Source organism: uncultured Chloroflexus sp. (assembly GCF_937951745.1).
GTDB lineage: Bacteria > Chloroflexota > Chloroflexia > Chloroflexales > Chloroflexaceae > Chloroflexus.
Genome location: NZ_CALFBQ010000061.1, coordinates 30690 through 46931, shown reverse-complemented (window position 1 = coordinate 46931; position 16242 = coordinate 30690). Strand labels below are relative to the sequence as shown.

The following is a 16242-nucleotide window of genomic DNA, read 5'->3' as shown; positions in this document are numbered from 1 at the left end:
GGTGGGGGGTATCCCCCCTCGTGGGGGAGGGTAGGGGGTGGGGGGGCAGCCATCGCGCTCAACAGATTGCTAGGGGCGGCATAAATTCCGCCCTACACAATGCGTCCTCCCCCCTCCCCCCTCGTGGGGGAGGGGCTGGGGGTGGGGGATATCCCCCCGTCGCCGTCGCCCTCCCCCCGTCGCCGTATCCGTAGCCCTCCCCCCTCGTGGGGGAGGGCTGGGGGTGGGGGGCAGCCATCGCGCTCAACAGATTGCAAGGGGCGGCATAAATTCCGCCCTACATAATACGTCCTCCCCCCTCCCCCCTTGTGGGGGAGGGGCTGGGGGTGGGGGGTATCCCCCGTATCCGTCGTCCGTAGCCCTCCCCCCGTCGCCGTATCCGTAGCCCTCCCCCCGTCGCCGTCGCCCTCCCCCCTCGTGGGGGAGTAGACCTCCCCCCTTGTGGGGGAGGGTAGGAGACCTACCAACAAGAGACACCGGCAACGCAAGAAAGCATCCCGCCTCTAGCGAGAAAGGAGAAGGGTGAGACACAAAACACACGGCTATGCGCCTCGATGGTATTTGCCGCTCAACTATGCCCATCAACGCGCCGTTGCCTGATCAAGCCATGGTACGATAGAGAAGTATGTTATTGAGCAAGGGAGCACATCTATGACCAACGTTACGTCTCATCGTTACCTTGGCAAAGGGCGTAAATCAGTTGATGGGATAGAGAAGGTGACCGGGCGTGCCCGCTACGCTGGCGACGTGCATCTGCCCGGTCTGTTGCACGGCAAACTGGCGTTAAGCATGTACGCCCATGCCCGCATTGTCAGCATTGATGCCAGCGCAGCCCGCGCTGTGCCGGGTGTGGTGGCGGTGCTGACCGCGGCGGACTTGCCCACTCGTGGCCGCCAGCCTTCGTCACGCCAGACGACAACGCTGGCCGATGGCGTGGTGCGTTACCGTGGCGAGCCGGTGGCGCTAGTGTTGGCGACGAGTCTAGCTGCTGCCGAAGACGGTGTGGCCGCGTTACAGATCGACTACGAACCACTGCCCGGCCCGGTCACACCGACAGCGGCGCTCGATCCGGCGGCGCCGGTGATCTGGCCGCAGGGCGCGCCGAAGGGTGAGGCCGACCTGACTGCCGCTCACGCTGCGGTGGCTCGCGGTGACGATCAGGCTGAGCACAAGGCGTCAAACCTTCACGAGCACAAACAGTTTAGCCGGGGTGACGCACTGGCGGCCTTGGCCACCGCCGACGTAGTGGTGGAGGGAACCTACCGCACGTCAATCGTGCATCAAGGCTACCTCGAACCGCACGCAGTCGTGGCCGACATTGATCCGGTGCGCAAGCAACTTACGCTCTACACCAGCACGCAAGGCCAGTTTGGCGTGCGCGATGAAGTAGCGCGACTGCTAGGCCTCCGCGCAAGCCAAGTAACGGTTGTCCCAATGACAGTCGGCGGCGGGTTTGGAGCAAAGTACGGTATTCTCGAACCGCTGGCAGCAGCGGCGGCGCTCGCCGTGGGTCGGCCCGTGCGGATCACCCTTGACCGCACAGAAGACTTTCTTACTACCACCCCCTCGCCGGCCAGCACGATCACGCTCAAGCTCGGCGCGACCCGCGATGGCACGCTGACCGCGCTCGTAGCCGAGATCGTGAATGATAATGGCGTCTACCCATTTACGCTCGGCGGGATTATGAGCACGCTGCTCGGCGGCTACTACCGCTGTCCTAACGTGCAGATCGATGTGATCGAAGTGCTGACCCACAAGCCGCAAGCCGGCGCCTACCGCGCTCCCGGTGCGCCACAGGTAACCTTCGCCATCGAGTCGGCGATGGATGAATTAGCCCACAAGCTGGGCCTCGACCCGCTGGAGCTACGGTTGCGCAATGCGGCCACTACTGGCGATCCAATGGGCAATAACGATCCGTGGCCGTCGATAGGCTTGACCAAGGTGCTCGAAGTCGCCGCTCACCACCCGCTCTGGCGCGAACGCCAACCGGGTAGCGGGATTGGACTGGCAATCGGCGGCTGGCCGTGCGGCATGTCGCCGGCTGCGGCGATTTGCCGCGTCGATACCGACGGGGTTGTCCGCGTGCATGTCGGATCGGTTGATATTTCCGGCGTCAACAGCAGCTTTGTGCTGGTTGCCGCAGAGATTCTGGGGGTGCCGCCAGAGCAGGTTGAGATTGTGACTGGTGATACGCGCAGCGGGCCGTTTGCCGGGCCGAGCGGCGGTAGCCAGATTACCTACAGCGTGGCCAGCGCAGTGGCCGCCGCCGCACGTGAGGCGCGCCGACAGTTGTTGGAAATAGCCGCTGATATGCTCGAAGCGCGGGTTGATGACCTCGATATTCGCGAAGGAATAGTGCAGATTCGTGGCGTTCCCGGACGCGAGTTGCCGATCGGTGAGGTGGCAAAGCGAGCCGAGGAGCAGGCTGGTGGGCCGGGGCCGATTGTGGGTGATGGAAAAGCCGCCCCCGCCGAGAATGCGCCCGGCTTTGTCGCTCATATCGTGCAGGTTGAGGTCGATCGCGAGACAGGCAGAGTGAAACCGCTGCGTTACGTTGCAATCCAAGATGTCGGCTTCCCGCTCAACCCGCTGATGGTCGAGGGCCAAATCCACGGCGGCGCGGCGCAAGGGGTGGGTTGGGGTCTCTACGAGGCGCTGCGCTACGATGAGCGCGGCGAGTTGCTGACCGCTAGCTTGATGGACTACACCCTGCCCCGCGCTGCCGACCTCCCCCCGTTCGAAGCGGTGCTGGTAGAGAACCCGGCTCCCAATGGCCCCTTCGGCGCGCGCGGCGTTGGCGAACCGCCGATCACCGCTGGGGCGGCGGCGATTGCTAATGCCATCCGCGATGCGACCGGCGTCCGTATCTATGAGCTGCCAATGCGTGATGAGGTGGTATGGCGGGCGTTGCAGCAGGGTTGATCACGAGTCGCAGATGGCATCGAGCAACCGAGAGGAAATTAGGATTAGGGCGGGTTTGTAACCCGCCCCTCACGTCTCGTGCCCTGTCTTACCGGCTCAGCCTCGGCGCATTTTATCCCAACCTGTCCTCACCCCCGCGCAGCGCGAGCTTGACGGACAATCTCTTCGATCTGGCCGAGGTGATCGTAGGCGTGGGCAAGGCCGAGCGCATAGCGACCACGGGCATCAACCGGCGGCGCACCGGGCCATGGTTCGACCAGATAATCGAGGTGGGGCTGATCTGGCCACATCTGTAACGATGCGTGCAGCATACGCCGACTCTCGGCTAGGCGCTGACGTACCTGCGCCATCGTTGTCACCGTCTCCCACGGCACTTCGTAGCGCGAGCGGCCATGAAAGTGGACACCGCGCGCCATTTCGGCAGCTAGAAAGGCCGACTCTTCACATGACGCGGTGAGATGAACGATCACATGGCCGAGTGTCCATGCTTGGTTGACGGCGCTCGGATCGCTGGCGAAGGGATCGTTGGCGTTGGGATCAACCGGCTGGAAGGTAACGTCGGCATCAACGCAATCGGCGATTAGCCGTTCGATGGTATCGTACATCTCGTCGGTTTCGGCATGCAAATCGGTGACAGTCATATCGCCGACAATTTCTTGCATGGTGCGTTCGCGACGGTAGAGCGCGGCATAGTCGAGCATAGCAACACCTCTGAGTGTAAGCAGATATAACGACGAACGATAGAGCGTTCAGCCTCCCAACCGTTCGAGCAATTTACAGTAGGCGATCTGGCCCTTGCGGAAGCTGCTGAGACGGAAGAATTCATCAGGTGAATGCACCCGCTCGTCGTCAAGACCAAAAGCAAAGCTGCTCGTATAAGCGCCGAGCTGACGCTGGAAGAGCGTACAGACTGGAATTGAGCCGCCACTGCGCACATAGTACGGTTCACGCCCGTACATCTCGACCAGCACCTCGCGCACAGCTACATTACCCGGATCGTCTTCGGGAATGAGGTAGGGATAGGCTTGGAAAGCGAGCGGTGTTACCGTCACCGTGACACCGGGAGGAGTGTGGCGCTTAATGTGGGCTTGGAGCAGATCAAGAATGACCTGCGGGTCTTGGTCGGGCACAAGGCGACAGGTAATCTTGGCGTGGGCTTCGGCGGGCAGCACTGTCTTAATCCCCTCTTGCTGAAAACCACCCCAGATACCGTTCACCTCCAGCGTCGGGCGCACCCATTCCCGCTCGCGGGGAGTGAAGCCGGCCTCACCAAACAATGCCGGTACGCCAAGCGTCTCTTTCAATTTCTCTTCGTCGAAGGGAATGGCAGCGATCCGTTCGCGGTCAGCAGGGGTGAGTGGCCGCACCTGATCGTAGAAGCCGGGGATCGTGATCATGCCATCTGCTGAACGCATCGAGGCGAGTATCTGCACCAGCGCGTGGATCGGATTCTGTACCACGCCGCCGTACATCCCCGAATGCAAATCCATCTTAGCCGCGCGGACATCAATCTGAACGCCGCAACCGCCGCGCAACCCGACTAAAATCAGTGGCTGCTCTTCACTCCACTGACCACCGTCAGCGCTGAGCACCATATCGCAGGCAAAGCGCTCGCGTTCGTGTTGGAGGAAAGCGGGAATCTGGGGGCTGCCGATCTCCTCTTGGCCCTCAAAGAAGAACTTGACGTTCACCGGCAGCGCACCACTGCTTTGCAAGAGCGCCTCAACCGCCAAGATCGGGATCAGCATATTGCCTTTGTCATCGCTCGCACCACGAGCATAGATGCGGTCATGCTCGATATGCGGCTCGAAGGGCGGGTGCGTCCACAAGTGGAGCGGGTCAACCGGCTGTACGTCGAAGTGGCCATAGATCAAGACGGTCGGCTTGCCGGGGGCATGCAGCCAATCGGCGTAAACTACCGGGTGACCGCCCGTGGGCAGGATGGCAACGTGCTCCATCCCGGCTGCGCTCAGCCGGTTGGCAACCCACTCGGCAGCGCGTAAGACATCGTCGGCATGGGCCGAGATGGCAGAAACACTGGGAATTCGCAGAAAATCGATCAACTCGTTGAGAAAACGGTCTTGCTGCTCGGTGAGATAGCCTTTCCAGTCTAGCATAATGGTCAACTCTCCTCTACAATAGAGATAGGCGGACGCACAGCTTTCGCCCCGATACCGACATTATACCGGAGAATACTATGGCGACATTGCTTGCGCGTCCAATATTTCAATTGCAACAGATCGGCGTTATCGTAGCCTTAGCGGCGACAGTAGCGATCAATGCGCTGGCCAATACTTTGCCGCTCAACGGACAGACCACAGCCGCTATCTCGGATCAGTACCCGCTCTTGATCACGCCGCCGGGGTATGTGTTTGCCATCTGGGGGCTGATTTACACCGGCTTGATCGGCTACGCCATCTATCAGGCGCTGCCGGGGCAGGCGAGCAATCCCCGTCTGCGTGCGGCTGCACCGTGGTTTTGGCTAAGTTGCGCCGGTAACATTATCTGGCTTTTGGTGTGGCACTACAACTTACCACTGTTCTCGTTACCGGCAATGGTGAGCGTACTGATCGGCCTCATTGGGGTCTACCTCGCGTTACGCAGCCACGGAACGCCTACCGCTGGCGAACGCTGGCTGGTGCGACCAACGTTCAGTATCTATCTAGGGTGGATCTGCGTGGCCACGCTGGTCAATGGCAGCGTCTTTTTGTACGAACTGGGCTGGCGCGATACTGGAACCGGCGGCATTGCCAGCACCATCGTCTTGCTAGCGCTGGCTGCTGGTTTGAGCTGGTGGTTTGCCCGTCGCTGGGGTGATGGTGTGTTGCCATTGGTTATCGCATGGGCCGCCAGCGGGATTGCGCTGAAACAATCTGCGATCGCGCCGCTGGCAGTGGTCGCGTGGGGAGTGGCGGCAATAGCATTGGTTGCAGCGACGGCAGCGTATGTTTCGCAGAACGTACAGACGCAAGGGGTGCAAAGACACCGAGACGGGTAACGCAAAGACGCGAAAGGCGCAGCGGGCACAGGGAGGGGAGATAGACACTGCTCCGGCCCTACCCTAGCAGCAGCGCACCGCCCGCGACGCGGGCTATTGGCCCTCGCCCCCGCCCCTACCTGACCTAGCTCCCCTCCGGGGGGAGAAGGCTTTCTCCCCTCCCCAAAAGGGTGCAAAGACACCGAGACGGGTAACGCAAAGACGCGAAGGGCGCAGCGGGCACAGGGAGGGGAGATAGACACCGCCCCAGCCCTACCCTAGCAGCAGCGCACCGCCCGCGACGCGGGCTATTGGCCCTCGCCCTCGCCCCCGCTGGGTGAGAGATTAGGGATAGGGATCATAGCTCCAACCCAATCTCGTCAGCTTCCCGTAATCTATCGGTTGGCAAGCAACTAGCGCAATCATCGTTCGTAAGCGTGGAAACGTTGATTTTTCGTCAAAACGGAGGCGCTTATGCCGATGATCAACCGCTCGTTGCTCACTCCCTTCACCCTTGTCTTTGCCGGCGCGCTGGCGCTGATCATTGGAATCTGGAGCTGGCCAGCCGGCGCACAAACAGCGACCCTCACCGTCTCACCCACCGTTGCTCACCAAAACAGCATTGTCACCCTTAGCGGCAGCGGCTTTTTACCCGACGAAACGGTCAGTATCTGGATTACCTATCCAGATTACACCGTCTACGGCGTTACTACTGTGACTATTGACAAACAAGGACGCTTCAACCATCCTTACGTACCCGATTTTCTCGGTGCCACCTTCACTCCCACCGGTCGTTACACCTACACAGCGCACGGTTGGCAGAGCGGGCGAGAAGCGTATGCGAGCCTTGAGGTCGAGATTGCGCCGGCCCCCGGCGTAACGGCTGGCGTACAGTTAACAGTTGATAAGCCAGCGCAAGCGCAGGGGGCAACCTTTACCTTCAGCGGCAGCGGCTATCGAGCAGGAGAGCAAGTTGCCCTCTGGCTGCGCTACCCGAACAATGGTGTTGCCGATCTCGGCACTCAGACCGCCGATCAACAAGGACGGATCGGACTCACAATCGCTAGCAATGGCATCCCGGTAGGGCGCTACGCGTTGACCGCACGCGGCTTGCAGAGCGGCGGCAACGGCATTGCCGATTTCGAGGTTTTGGTTGGCGATACACTCCGCCCGCGCGGCAACGCCACACTCACGGTCGGGCCGGGCAGCAGCCAGCAACGTAGCGCGGTGAGCTTGAAAGGCAGCGGTTTTCTGCCCGGTGAAGTGGTCACTATCTGGGCCACCTTGCCCGATTACTCGACCGAATGGCTCGGTGATGTGACAGCGACTGGTGATGGTAGTTTCGCTGCTGAACTGTATCTGAGCGAGCAAGACCCGACTGGCCGGTACGCGATCAGCGCCTACGGTAATCGTAGCGAACGACGCGCGGTAGCAGAGTATACGTTGCTACCGGGACGGTAGAGCCGTTGTAGTGCAGAGCGTAGAGCCGGTGCAGGGCACCGGCTCTACCGTTTAACTGCTCTTCATCTGTGCTTGACCTCGTCATCACAACGGCTTCATCAAGGTAGACTACACTCACCACGGGAACTACACAATGGGGAAGGAGTATAACCCGTGACATCGCTCTACAACGCTGCTGATCTGCATATCCATACTACGGCTAGCGACGGCGCCGCCTCACCAGAGGCGGTGTTGTCGTATGTAGCGGAGGAAACTGACTTACGTGTGATCGCAATTACCGACCATAACACGCTCGAAGGCGCATTCGCGGCGCGCCGGTTAGCGCTGCGGTATGGAATAGACGTGATCGTAGGATGTGAAATCTCGACCGCGATCGGGCACGTGTTGGCACTGTTCATCGAGCAACCGATCCCTGCCGGGCTCGATCTGGCTACAACGGTCAGGTTCGTGCATGAACAGGGCGGGCTGGCGTTTGCCGCCCACCCCTTCGGCGCGCTGGTCGCATCGGTGGGGCGGCAACACCTGCTCGGCCCCGAACGCACCGATCTTAACTGGCACCTCCTCGATGGTGTCGAGGTATTCAATGCTAGTCTGTGGAACCCGGCCAACAACCGGCGCGCAGCACAGAAAGCGCAAGCGCTGGGATTAACCGCCATTGGCGGCAGCGACGCTCACGATCTGGCGATGATCGGCTACGGGCGCACCCTGTTTGCTGGGACGAGCGCCGCCGATCTGCGGCGGGCATTGCAGCGTGGCGAGACGCAGGTGATCGGGCATTATTGGGGATGGCGAGGGGTGGCCGGCGTGGTGCGGGAACGGGCGCTACGATCGCGCCCATTCGCCGAGAGCTGGGCCGGTTTCAAAAAAGATGGTCGGCAACAGGTCTAACCGTCGGCTGAGCCATGGCAGGGCGGTTTGCAATAGTCGCCGGCGCAACCGGGTGGGAAACAGGAAGCTGAGCACAGCCCGCGCGCGGGTCGAGCGCGGCGGTTGACGGCGGGCTAACGCCACCAGCCGGGCCGCCAGCCGGGCCCGCTGCCAGACTACACCCGGTGAGCGTTCCCAGCGCGCCAAGAATGAGGCTAACTCATCAAGCTCAAGCGGCGGGAAATCGGTGCGGCCAGCCCAGCGCATACGATGTTGTTGCATCGCCGCGCGCAGCATCGTTGCTGCCTCACCGAGATCGCAACGCTGATGACCGCGCGCCTGCGCCGCCAGCGGCAGCAAGAGCGCGCGCACCCGCCACGCAATGGTCAATGCATCAACCAAATAGTCGAGACTCATGACGAGTTGTTGCACTAGCGGATCACCCTCTGGCGCCGCCGCTGCCACAGCAGCGCGCAGTTGCTGCGCACGCTGCACCGCCCACTCTGCCTGCGCAATCACCGGCTCAACGTCACCCACCAATTCGGCCAAATAGACCCAGACCGGCAAGGCAGCGGTGGGGCGCATCCACCAGACCCACAACAACGAAGGCACGACCATCCCGCCAATCCGTTGCATCCCCGGCGCGTGGCCCAGATACCATCCCTGCTCGATCAACCGCTCTGACTCCACATAGGCAGCCGTCACGGCGCGCACGAAAGCGGAATCGTAGCCGGCTAACCGTTGCTGAAACCACTCGCTCACAAACTGCTCGGCGTCACGTTCGGGATGTATCGCGAGGGCCGCCGTCAACGCACTGCTAGCCTCTGTCCACAGGTTCCAGCCATTTGGCCCCACCGATGCACCGCCGCCGCCCCAACCGCCGGTGCTGTTCCAAGCCCACACCCCCACACACTGCGGATCGCGAGCCGCGCGCCGGATAGCGGCGCTGTGCAAGCCAACCAACCCCGCCGGAACCAAGCCAAATAGCTCATACTCACGCCGGTTTTGCAGCTCGACGATCTGGCGCGGGCCGGGCAGGCCCAAGGTCGGATTGGGCGGTAACAGCCGGAAGAAATCGGCCGGCGTATGCTTGATCGAGACCAACAGATGCGGATCGCGCTGATCGGAAAAAACGGCGGCGTAGCGTTCCGGCGAACAGATCAGATCACCCGCCTCACCGATACCGAGCGTCCATGTGCGCATGATCAAGTGACGGTCAAACTGAGTACACACCGGCAACAAGGTTGCGATCAGATGACGAATCGCGGCCACCTCGTGGTAGATCAGATGGCCGGTATAGCCAGCCACATCGTGCGCACCGCCCGTCTCGCCGATCCGCACAATCACACCGTTCACCATCGGCAACGCGGTAAACAGATCGATCAACGCTGCCCGGTTGAGCGCCGCTACCTGCGGATTATCAGTCGCGATTGGCCCAACAACACGGCGCAAATCATTGGTCATCCATTGCATATCGCAGGTTACGTAGACCTGCATCCCGCGCGCAGCGGCATCGTGCAGCAGTGGCAACAAGGCTTGCCGGTAGGCAAGTGCGCGCAAGCGAAAAGGACTATTGGGCGCATAGTATTGCTGGGGTGCCTGATCAAATGTGACCAAGTGGGCCAGATTATCGATGACGATGCCGGTATACCCCTGTGCCTGCACCGCCGCTAGATAGGTACGCGCCCGCTGGACGCCACGCTGCAAGCGCACTTGATCAACATACGGCAGTACTGGCAGATCGATCTGGCAAAAGGGAAACGACGACCAATTCCGCACCGGGGCCGATTGATCGATAAACGGGCCATTGATATCGACGAGACGAAGTGAGAGCGTCATGGTTGAAACCTGTTTATACAGACAGCGCAGCACCTAGCTTGCAAGGGCAGCAAGGGCAGAGCGTGGCTCTGCCCGTACTAGCTGGCATCAAGATTTTGTTAAGTAATGATTATATCTGGTTGAAGAGAAAGCTCAAGGGGAAAACAGGCAACGGCGGGGAGAGGAATTATCTAGTGATCGGCGCGAGCGAACCTTACCCGCTGTCGCACCAACATAGCGCGCGGCAGTTTACCTGCCGCACGTCATACCAACGTATCGTTCGCGGCCATCCGAATACTGGCGCATCAATCGATAGGCGCGCGGCAGTTTACCTGCCGCACGTCATACCAACGCATCTTCCCACGCTACGACACATCAAACTGACGCGAACGCGGCGCGGGGATATACTCAACCGAAGGGCGGCGCTGGGCAGTTTGCGGATACAGCGCCATAATCTGGTAAATCTCATCGGGCATCTCGGTGCTGATCGGCAAACCCAATTCACGCGCCTCATCAACCGTAATCGGATAATCGTGCGTCCACACGCCGCTGGCCAGCGTATGGGCCACTTCTTCCGCCTGCTCAACCGTCATCTTATCACGCAGCAGCTCGCAAACCGTGCGCTTCACCTGCCGGATCGCCTTCTCGGCGATGTCAGCCATCATCAGCGTCTCATCATCAACTTCGCTGAGCGGCTTGCGTTCAAGCACGCGCAAGATCGATGCCGCCGGATGCTGGCCCAATTGGGGGTCAACCGGCCCCAACACCGCGTTCTCGTCCATCACAATCTCATCGGCGGCGAGTGCAATCAGGGTACCACCCGACATTGCGTAATGCGGTACAAACACCGTCACCTTAGCCGGATGCTTCTGGAGCGCGCGAGCGATCTGCTCGGAAGCCAGCACCAAGCCGCCGGGGGTATGCAGGATCAGATCAATCGGAATATCGCGATCAGTCATCTTGATCGCCCGCAGCACCGCCTCTGAGTCTTCGATGCTAATGTAGCGCACCAGCGGAAAACCGAGCAGGCTCATCGTCTCTTGGCGATGGATCAGTGCAATCACCCGACTCTTGCGCTTCCGCTCCAACTGTTCAAGCAAACGCTGGCGGGCGGCATCGAGCATGCGCTGCTTAATCACCGGCTGTAAGGATGTGATAATGAAAAAGAGCCACAACAGCGAAAAAAAGTCCATAGCTCACCTCTGCACAAGCCATCACCATGGATAATACTGGTCACGATAGTAACGCCGCACGTAACGCCGTTGCCGGAAGAGCGGAGCCAGCGCCAAACCGGCGACAAAGCCACCGATGTGTGCCCACCACGCCACGCCACCCATCGCCTGCACGTCGATCAGGATGGAAAAGACGCCATTCGCCAGTTGGGAAATAAACCACAAACCGAGATACACTACCGCCGGAATCTCGATCAACCATGGTAAGAAAAAGATGGGCACCAGCGTGATCACGCGGGCCGAGGGGTAGAAGAGCAAGTAAGCAGCCAACACGCCACTCAGTGCGCCGCTAGCACCAACTGTTGGAATTGGTGAAGCTGGGTTGAAAAAGACGTGGGTCAACGCCGCTGCCACCCCACAGAGCAGATAGAAGATCAGATAACGCTGGCTACCCATGCTGTCTTCAACGTTATCGCCAAAAATGTAGAGCGCCAGCATATTGCTGAACAGGTGAAACCAGCCACCATGCATAAACATCGAGGTAAAGACGGTGATCAGCTCAGTCGGGTCGAGCGGGTTAGCCAAAAAGCGGGCCGGCACCAACGCCAACGCAGCAATCCAAGCCTCAGCAAGGCGAGCATCGCGCGCCATGAAGAAAAAGACCACAACATTCGCGACCAGCAAGGCCCAATTGACTGCCGGAAACGAGCGTGAGGGAATCGTGTCTTTCAATGGCAACATAGTGGCTCCGTTGATTGCGCAGCGATAGCGCTTCGAGGGCGGTATTGCATCATCCAATTGGTGGGCAAACCCTCTGTCTGCAGGATTTCACTCCGGCCTCAGCTAGGAGTGAATGCTTCATCAGAGTAACACATCTTGCGGGTGGTATGTACAACACCTTAGACCCGGATTGGCACAGGTGGGAACGGATTGACACGGTTAGACAAGCTTAGCGAATCCGTGTCAATCCGTCGTATCTGTGCGTATCCGTGTTCCATTCACACTACCCCCGCTCACACACAACCTTCAACCGCTGCATCTGCGCTTTAGCGTCAAGTTGCATCAGCGGCGCGATGGTCAGCGGCCAGATCAGATCGAGACCGGGCACCTTGAGGCGATATTCGATCCGGTTTTGGATGAGGGTCTGATCAGTGCGGCCCTGCCATGGCAGCCAATGCCATGCATCGAACCCCTCCCAGAAGCCATCGAAGGCCCACAACACTAGACCGGGCCGCCGTTCGGCCACCACATAGCCGGCTTCGAGCAACGGGCCAACCCCGGTGAGGCGTAACCGCCACGGCGCACCAACATCAAATCGCCAACCATCGAGTGGCGTAAACTGCACCGCCGGCGACATCCAACGCTCCATAAGGGTTTGGTCGGTCATCACCTGCTCGACCCGATCCATTGGCGTATTGACCATCACAAATTCCTCGAGGAGGTAGGGAAAGGGAGAGGACATAGCGTTCGTTCCTTGTCTTGTGGAGACGCACGGTTGTGCGTCTTTACGTCTAAACGTCTGGTAATGACCAGATGCCGAAATTATCGAAATGCACCTCGACTCCGCCCTCTTCACGGTAGCACGTTGTCGAGACGCCAATCCGGCCAGAGGCGAAGGTGGCGTCACGGAGATCACCAACTAAGACGCCGTTGATGAACAAGCGGATGCGATCGCCTTGCTTGATCACGCGCAAGCGGTTGACACCGCCAATCGTTGTAAACAGACGAGGATCGCCCTCGGCCAGCGTTACCAGTTCGCCTTCAGCCGGCACGGTAAAGAGCCGATAATAATCGATAAAGAACTCAAACTTGTACATGCCAACGTCACGGCGTTGACTAAAGACCAGACTGCAACTCCCGTCACCACCGCCACGCGCGATATGACAATCGACTTCGGCAATGAAGTTGGTGAACGCGCTAAGTTCATACAACTCATACGAGGTGCCGCGTCCCGTCCAAAGCACCTTAAAGACACCATCTTCGATCAGGTCGAGTTCGATCTCTTGGAAAACGCCGGTAAACCATGCGTTTCGATTGTCAACAAATTCATCGTAAAACACCCGCCGCGAATTAGCAAACAACGCACTCACTTCAGCCTCGATTGCCTGCGCGGTCTGGGTAGGGGCCAGTAACACCTGCGCTTGTGCAGTCTGGGTAGGGGCCAACAGCGCTTGCGCCTGCACGGTCTGGGCTTGGGAAGTACGAGCCAGTACCGCTGCGCCGAGCGGAGTGGGCTGGCCAGCGACGCCAGCTACCGGTGTAGCGGTTGGCAACGGGGTAGCAGTAGCCGCTTGGCGAGGGGTAGCAGTGACGGTGGCGGTTGTGGCAGTGGTGGTTGGTCGATTCATCAAGACCAACCAAATCCCCCCACTCACAACCAGCAATCCGATTAGACCAATGACAACGAAGAGCACGATCTTGCCCATTGCGCGCGATGACGCAGCGAGCGGCGGGGATGGTACGGGTGTGAAAGGGGGTGGTGGAGCCGGTACTACCGGCGACGACTGTTCCGACATTCGCGCGCCGCAATTGGCGCAAAACCGTTCGCCTGCCGGCACCGGTAATCCGCATTGCGGGCAATAGCGTGATTGAGACATGGAGGTTACTCCGTAAGTAGGGTTTGCGGCCACTTTTTGGGTCTATCCTACAGCGTATGCGTTTGGCAATTGTCGTTACACGCTCAGAATAGCATAAAGGGACACTCAACCTCACAGGAAGCTGAAGGGCTGGGATCACCCGTACCCCTCGCTCCTCCTCCGCTGAGAAAGAGGACTGGGGGATTAACGCAAAGGGTGCAAAGCTAGGGTAGTGATTATCCTCCGCCTCCTTTGCACTCTCTGTGGTAAAAATGCCCTCGTTCCTACCACGGGAGCGAGAGAGGGTCGCTGCTTGCTTGCGCTCAAGCAGTGCCACACTCCCCCTCACACCCGCGCCACCCGCACCACTACACCGACTCGTTCCTGATACGCTGCGGCAACGCGCCGCACCTCAGCTTCGGCGTCGCTGGGGCCAAAGACGAGTACCGTGGCGTGGGTGGTCGCAACCGGCTGGCGGGCGCCGAAGATGGCCGGCGTGGTGAGCTGTTCGATAATGGTATCGGCGTGCGGATCGGTCAAGCCGAGCGCCGCCTGTTCCCAGTGGCTTTGGGTGAGGAGTTCGCCCACCAGCCGCAGATCGTCGTCGCGTTGGGCACGGCTGGCAGCAGCGCGCAGCAACGCTAGCGCGAGGCGGGCCCGTTGTTGCTCGGCGAGAGCGAAGGCGGCCAACGCTGCTGGCGGCGAATGATGGGGATACGTACTGGGGGGAGGAGTCGTCGGCAAGCGGGACCGTTGATGGCGAATGAAGTCGCTTATTGAAAGGCTGGCCAACGCTGGTTCACCATCGCGCGCGCCGAGCAGACGCTCGATGTGCGTGAGGGCCGCGCGCACCCGCGCCAGATGCTGGCGCGGCTCATCACCCACTTGCATAGCCCAAAACGCACAACCGGCGGGGAGATGGGCACTTCCACTGATATGCGCCATCAGTGGATTGACGATGACCAGCTCATTGACCGGCGCACAGATAGTCGTGAGCGTACCGATCAGCTCAGCACCGGTACTACGCCGATCGAGGCGGGCCAGCCCCTCGGCGCAGGTAATGGCCAATTCGCGTGGGGCAAGGTGAATGCTGTACGCCTGCACCAACGCCTTGGCGACAGCGGCGATCACACTGGCAGCCGGCATAAACGCATCCACCGGTTGCAGCATTACCCGCGCGCCGCCGCCAAAACGGGCGAATTCTTCGCGCATCAACGACACCCACGCCATCAGCGCCGGCCCCCACCATGGGCTGCGCGGCGGTTGGTGCAGGTCGATCTCAATGACAGCATCAGCGTATTCGCGTGGCCCGCTCGGCAGAAACAGCGCAGTGCAAGGGATTGAGTCGGTACGCTGGCCGCTGCGAAACCGGATGATCGGTTCGGGATCGGGCTGGAGCGCAACCATAACACTACTACTGCCCGGCCACAGCAACGACAAGATGCCCGCTTCGGCAACAACGCCGCTAAACAGATCCACCCACCCCGGCGCTTGCGTTACCGTAATCGAGCGGTCACGGTCGAAAAATCCGCCCCGCTCGGCATAGGCTTGGTGAGTGAAGCGGTCAAGATGATTGGACATGCCATGCTATCCGTACACTACAATGTAAAACCGCACGGCTGTGCAGCCACACGACCATGAAGCGCTATAACGCATGGCCGTGCGTCGCTACGATCTACCGTGCAGCCATAATCGTCGCCCCCAACGACGCAGCAAGGTCGGGAAAGTGTAATCCTCGCAAGGTGATGGCACAAATCCCTTCGCCGCGCCGGGTGAGACGATCGATCACGTGCGGATCACCCGAATCGGGCCCACGCAACACGATCTCACTCTCACCAAGCGGAATTCGCACTTCCGCAGGAGCAGCTTGGGGGTTCATACCGAGCAACGCAGCGTAACGACCGGCGCTAGCAACCAAATCGGTCACCGCGACAACCACCTCGGCAATCCCACGCGCACCGTTGCTGTGGCCCCAAAAATCGGCATCAGGCACACGATACGCCCGATCGGTGACATCACCACAGAGAAACGGTAAATCAGGACTAGGCGGCCACGCCGTCTCCCACGCGAGGCTGATACCATCGGGCCGGATGCGCCCGCCGGGAACCGGGCCGTTCATCATCAGGCCGCGATCAGCAGCAGCAGCCACCGCAATCGTGGTGTTATTTGTCAAGAGAGCAAAATCGATCAACCCCGGCCCGGCTGCCACATGCCGCCACCAGCGATGTTCGGGGGCAGGGCGGCGAAAGGCGAGCAGTTCGAGATAGGTGCCATCGGGGAAGCTGATCAGCGCATTGTGGGTCGCGCCATCGGCATGTTCGCCGCCGGGAGCAACCACAAAACCGGCCGCAGTATATGCCGCCACAGCCGACGGCAACTGCTCTACCAAAATAACCACGTGATCGAGGGAATGGATCATAGCAACTCCGTAGCGATCGGCAGCGGCCCA

The 16242-nt window shown here is 60.3% G+C and carries 13 protein-coding genes; 4 read left to right on the top strand and 9 right to left on the bottom strand.

The genetic code is table 11. The features are described 5' to 3' along the window. Nucleotides 1–651 precede the first annotated feature (651 nt). Nucleotides 652–2922 (top strand): xanthine dehydrogenase family protein molybdopterin-binding subunit, encoded by a 2271-nt coding sequence (locus tag Q1A59_RS14550; protein WP_299645169.1) that lies wholly within the window; start codon nt 652–654, stop codon nt 2920–2922. A 128-nt stretch (nt 2923–3050) separates the two neighbouring features. On the opposite strand, the gene Q1A59_RS14545 is transcribed toward Q1A59_RS14550, so the two are convergent. Both Q1A59_RS14545 and Q1A59_RS14540 read right to left on the bottom strand, forming a co-directional pair. After that, nucleotides 3051–3623 carry a DinB family protein gene (locus tag Q1A59_RS14545; RefSeq protein WP_298482814.1) on the bottom strand — a complete coding sequence of 191 codons (573 nt, stop codon included), beginning with the start codon at nt 3621–3623 and terminating at the stop codon, nt 3051–3053. Between the two features lie 48 nt (nt 3624–3671). Next, nucleotides 3672–5039, bottom strand: a complete 1368-nt coding sequence (locus tag Q1A59_RS14540) for a dipeptidase (protein WP_298482816.1) — start codon at nt 5037–5039, stop codon at nt 3672–3674. Nucleotides 5040–5119: 80 nt separating this feature from the next. Between Q1A59_RS14540 and Q1A59_RS14535 the strand changes: the two genes are divergently transcribed. From Q1A59_RS14535 to Q1A59_RS14525, 3 genes are all read left to right on the top strand, one after another. After that, on the top strand, nt 5120–5920 hold the full coding sequence (locus Q1A59_RS14535; RefSeq protein WP_298482818.1) for a TspO/MBR family protein: 801 nt from the start codon (nt 5120–5122) through the stop codon (nt 5918–5920). Between the two features lie 453 nt (nt 5921–6373). Next, nucleotides 6374–7360 (top strand): hypothetical protein, encoded by a 987-nt coding sequence (locus Q1A59_RS14530; protein WP_298403385.1) that lies wholly within the window; start codon nt 6374–6376, stop codon nt 7358–7360. 153 nt (nt 7361–7513) lie between these two features. Continuing rightward, nucleotides 7514–8248: a PHP domain-containing protein gene (locus Q1A59_RS14525; RefSeq protein ID WP_298403388.1), complete on the top strand. Its 735-nt coding sequence runs from the start codon at nt 7514–7516 to the stop codon at nt 8246–8248. On the opposite strand, the gene Q1A59_RS14520 is transcribed toward Q1A59_RS14525, so the two are convergent. From Q1A59_RS14520 to Q1A59_RS14490, 7 genes are all read right to left on the bottom strand, one after another. Further along, on the bottom strand, nt 8183–10066 hold the full coding sequence (locus Q1A59_RS14520) for a hypothetical protein (protein ID WP_298403390.1): 1884 nt from the start codon (nt 10064–10066) through the stop codon (nt 8183–8185). The two genes, Q1A59_RS14525 and Q1A59_RS14520, sit on opposite strands and share 66 nt — an antisense overlap. A gap of 344 nt (nt 10067–10410) precedes the next feature. After that, nucleotides 10411–11238, bottom strand: coding sequence for an SDH family Clp fold serine proteinase (locus Q1A59_RS14515; RefSeq protein WP_298403392.1), 828 nt, complete (start codon nt 11236–11238; stop codon nt 10411–10413). Between the two features lie 21 nt (nt 11239–11259). Continuing rightward, the gene (locus tag Q1A59_RS14510; RefSeq protein ID WP_298403393.1) at nt 11260–11958 is read right to left on the bottom strand and encodes a rhomboid family intramembrane serine protease; all 699 of its coding nucleotides are present in this window, start codon (nt 11956–11958) and stop codon (nt 11260–11262) included. Nucleotides 11959–12220: 262 nt separating this feature from the next. Then, nucleotides 12221–12679: an SRPBCC family protein gene (locus Q1A59_RS14505; RefSeq protein ID WP_298403395.1), complete on the bottom strand. Its 459-nt coding sequence runs from the start codon at nt 12677–12679 to the stop codon at nt 12221–12223. A gap of 49 nt (nt 12680–12728) precedes the next feature. Continuing rightward, the gene (locus tag Q1A59_RS14500; RefSeq protein ID WP_299645168.1) at nt 12729–13814 is read right to left on the bottom strand and encodes a zinc-ribbon domain-containing protein; all 1086 of its coding nucleotides are present in this window, start codon (nt 13812–13814) and stop codon (nt 12729–12731) included. Nucleotides 13815–14138: 324 nt separating this feature from the next. After that, nucleotides 14139–15374 (bottom strand): hypothetical protein, encoded by a 1236-nt coding sequence (locus Q1A59_RS14495; RefSeq protein ID WP_298403399.1) that lies wholly within the window; start codon nt 15372–15374, stop codon nt 14139–14141. Between the two features lie 94 nt (nt 15375–15468). Then, nucleotides 15469–16212 carry a VOC family protein gene (locus Q1A59_RS14490; RefSeq protein WP_298403401.1) on the bottom strand — a complete coding sequence of 248 codons (744 nt, stop codon included), beginning with the start codon at nt 16210–16212 and terminating at the stop codon, nt 15469–15471. Between the last annotated feature and the right edge of the window lie 30 nt (nt 16213–16242).

Bases quoted from the DNA above. Each gene is read 5' to 3' on its own strand.
- Q1A59_RS14545 (WP_298482814.1), bottom strand. From the start codon at position 3,623: ATGCTCGACTATGCCGCGCTCTACCGTCGCGAACGCACCATGCAAGAA.
- Q1A59_RS14535 (WP_298482818.1), top strand. From the start codon at position 5,120: ATGGCGACATTGCTTGCGCGTCCAATATTTCAATTGCAACAGATCGGC.
- Q1A59_RS14515 (WP_298403392.1), bottom strand. From the start codon at position 11,238: ATGGACTTTTTTTCGCTGTTGTGGCTCTTTTTCATTATCACATCCTTA.
- Q1A59_RS14530 (WP_298403385.1), top strand. From the start codon at position 6,374: ATGCCGATGATCAACCGCTCGTTGCTCACTCCCTTCACCCTTGTCTTT.
- Q1A59_RS14520 (WP_298403390.1), bottom strand. From the start codon at position 10,066: ATGACGCTCTCACTTCGTCTCGTCGATATCAATGGCCCGTTTATCGAT.
- Q1A59_RS14500 (WP_299645168.1), bottom strand. From the start codon at position 13,814: ATGTCTCAATCACGCTATTGCCCGCAATGCGGATTACCGGTGCCGGCA.
- Q1A59_RS14490 (WP_298403401.1), bottom strand. From the start codon at position 16,212: ATGATCCATTCCCTCGATCACGTGGTTATTTTGGTAGAGCAGTTGCCG.
- Q1A59_RS14550 (WP_299645169.1), top strand. From the start codon at position 652: ATGACCAACGTTACGTCTCATCGTTACCTTGGCAAAGGGCGTAAATCA.
- Q1A59_RS14495 (WP_298403399.1), bottom strand. From the start codon at position 15,374: ATGTCCAATCATCTTGACCGCTTCACTCACCAAGCCTATGCCGAGCGG.
- Q1A59_RS14540 (WP_298482816.1), bottom strand. From the start codon at position 5,039: ATGCTAGACTGGAAAGGCTATCTCACCGAGCAGCAAGACCGTTTTCTC.
- Q1A59_RS14510 (WP_298403393.1), bottom strand. From the start codon at position 11,958: ATGTTGCCATTGAAAGACACGATTCCCTCACGCTCGTTTCCGGCAGTC.
- Q1A59_RS14505 (WP_298403395.1), bottom strand. From the start codon at position 12,679: ATGTCCTCTCCCTTTCCCTACCTCCTCGAGGAATTTGTGATGGTCAAT.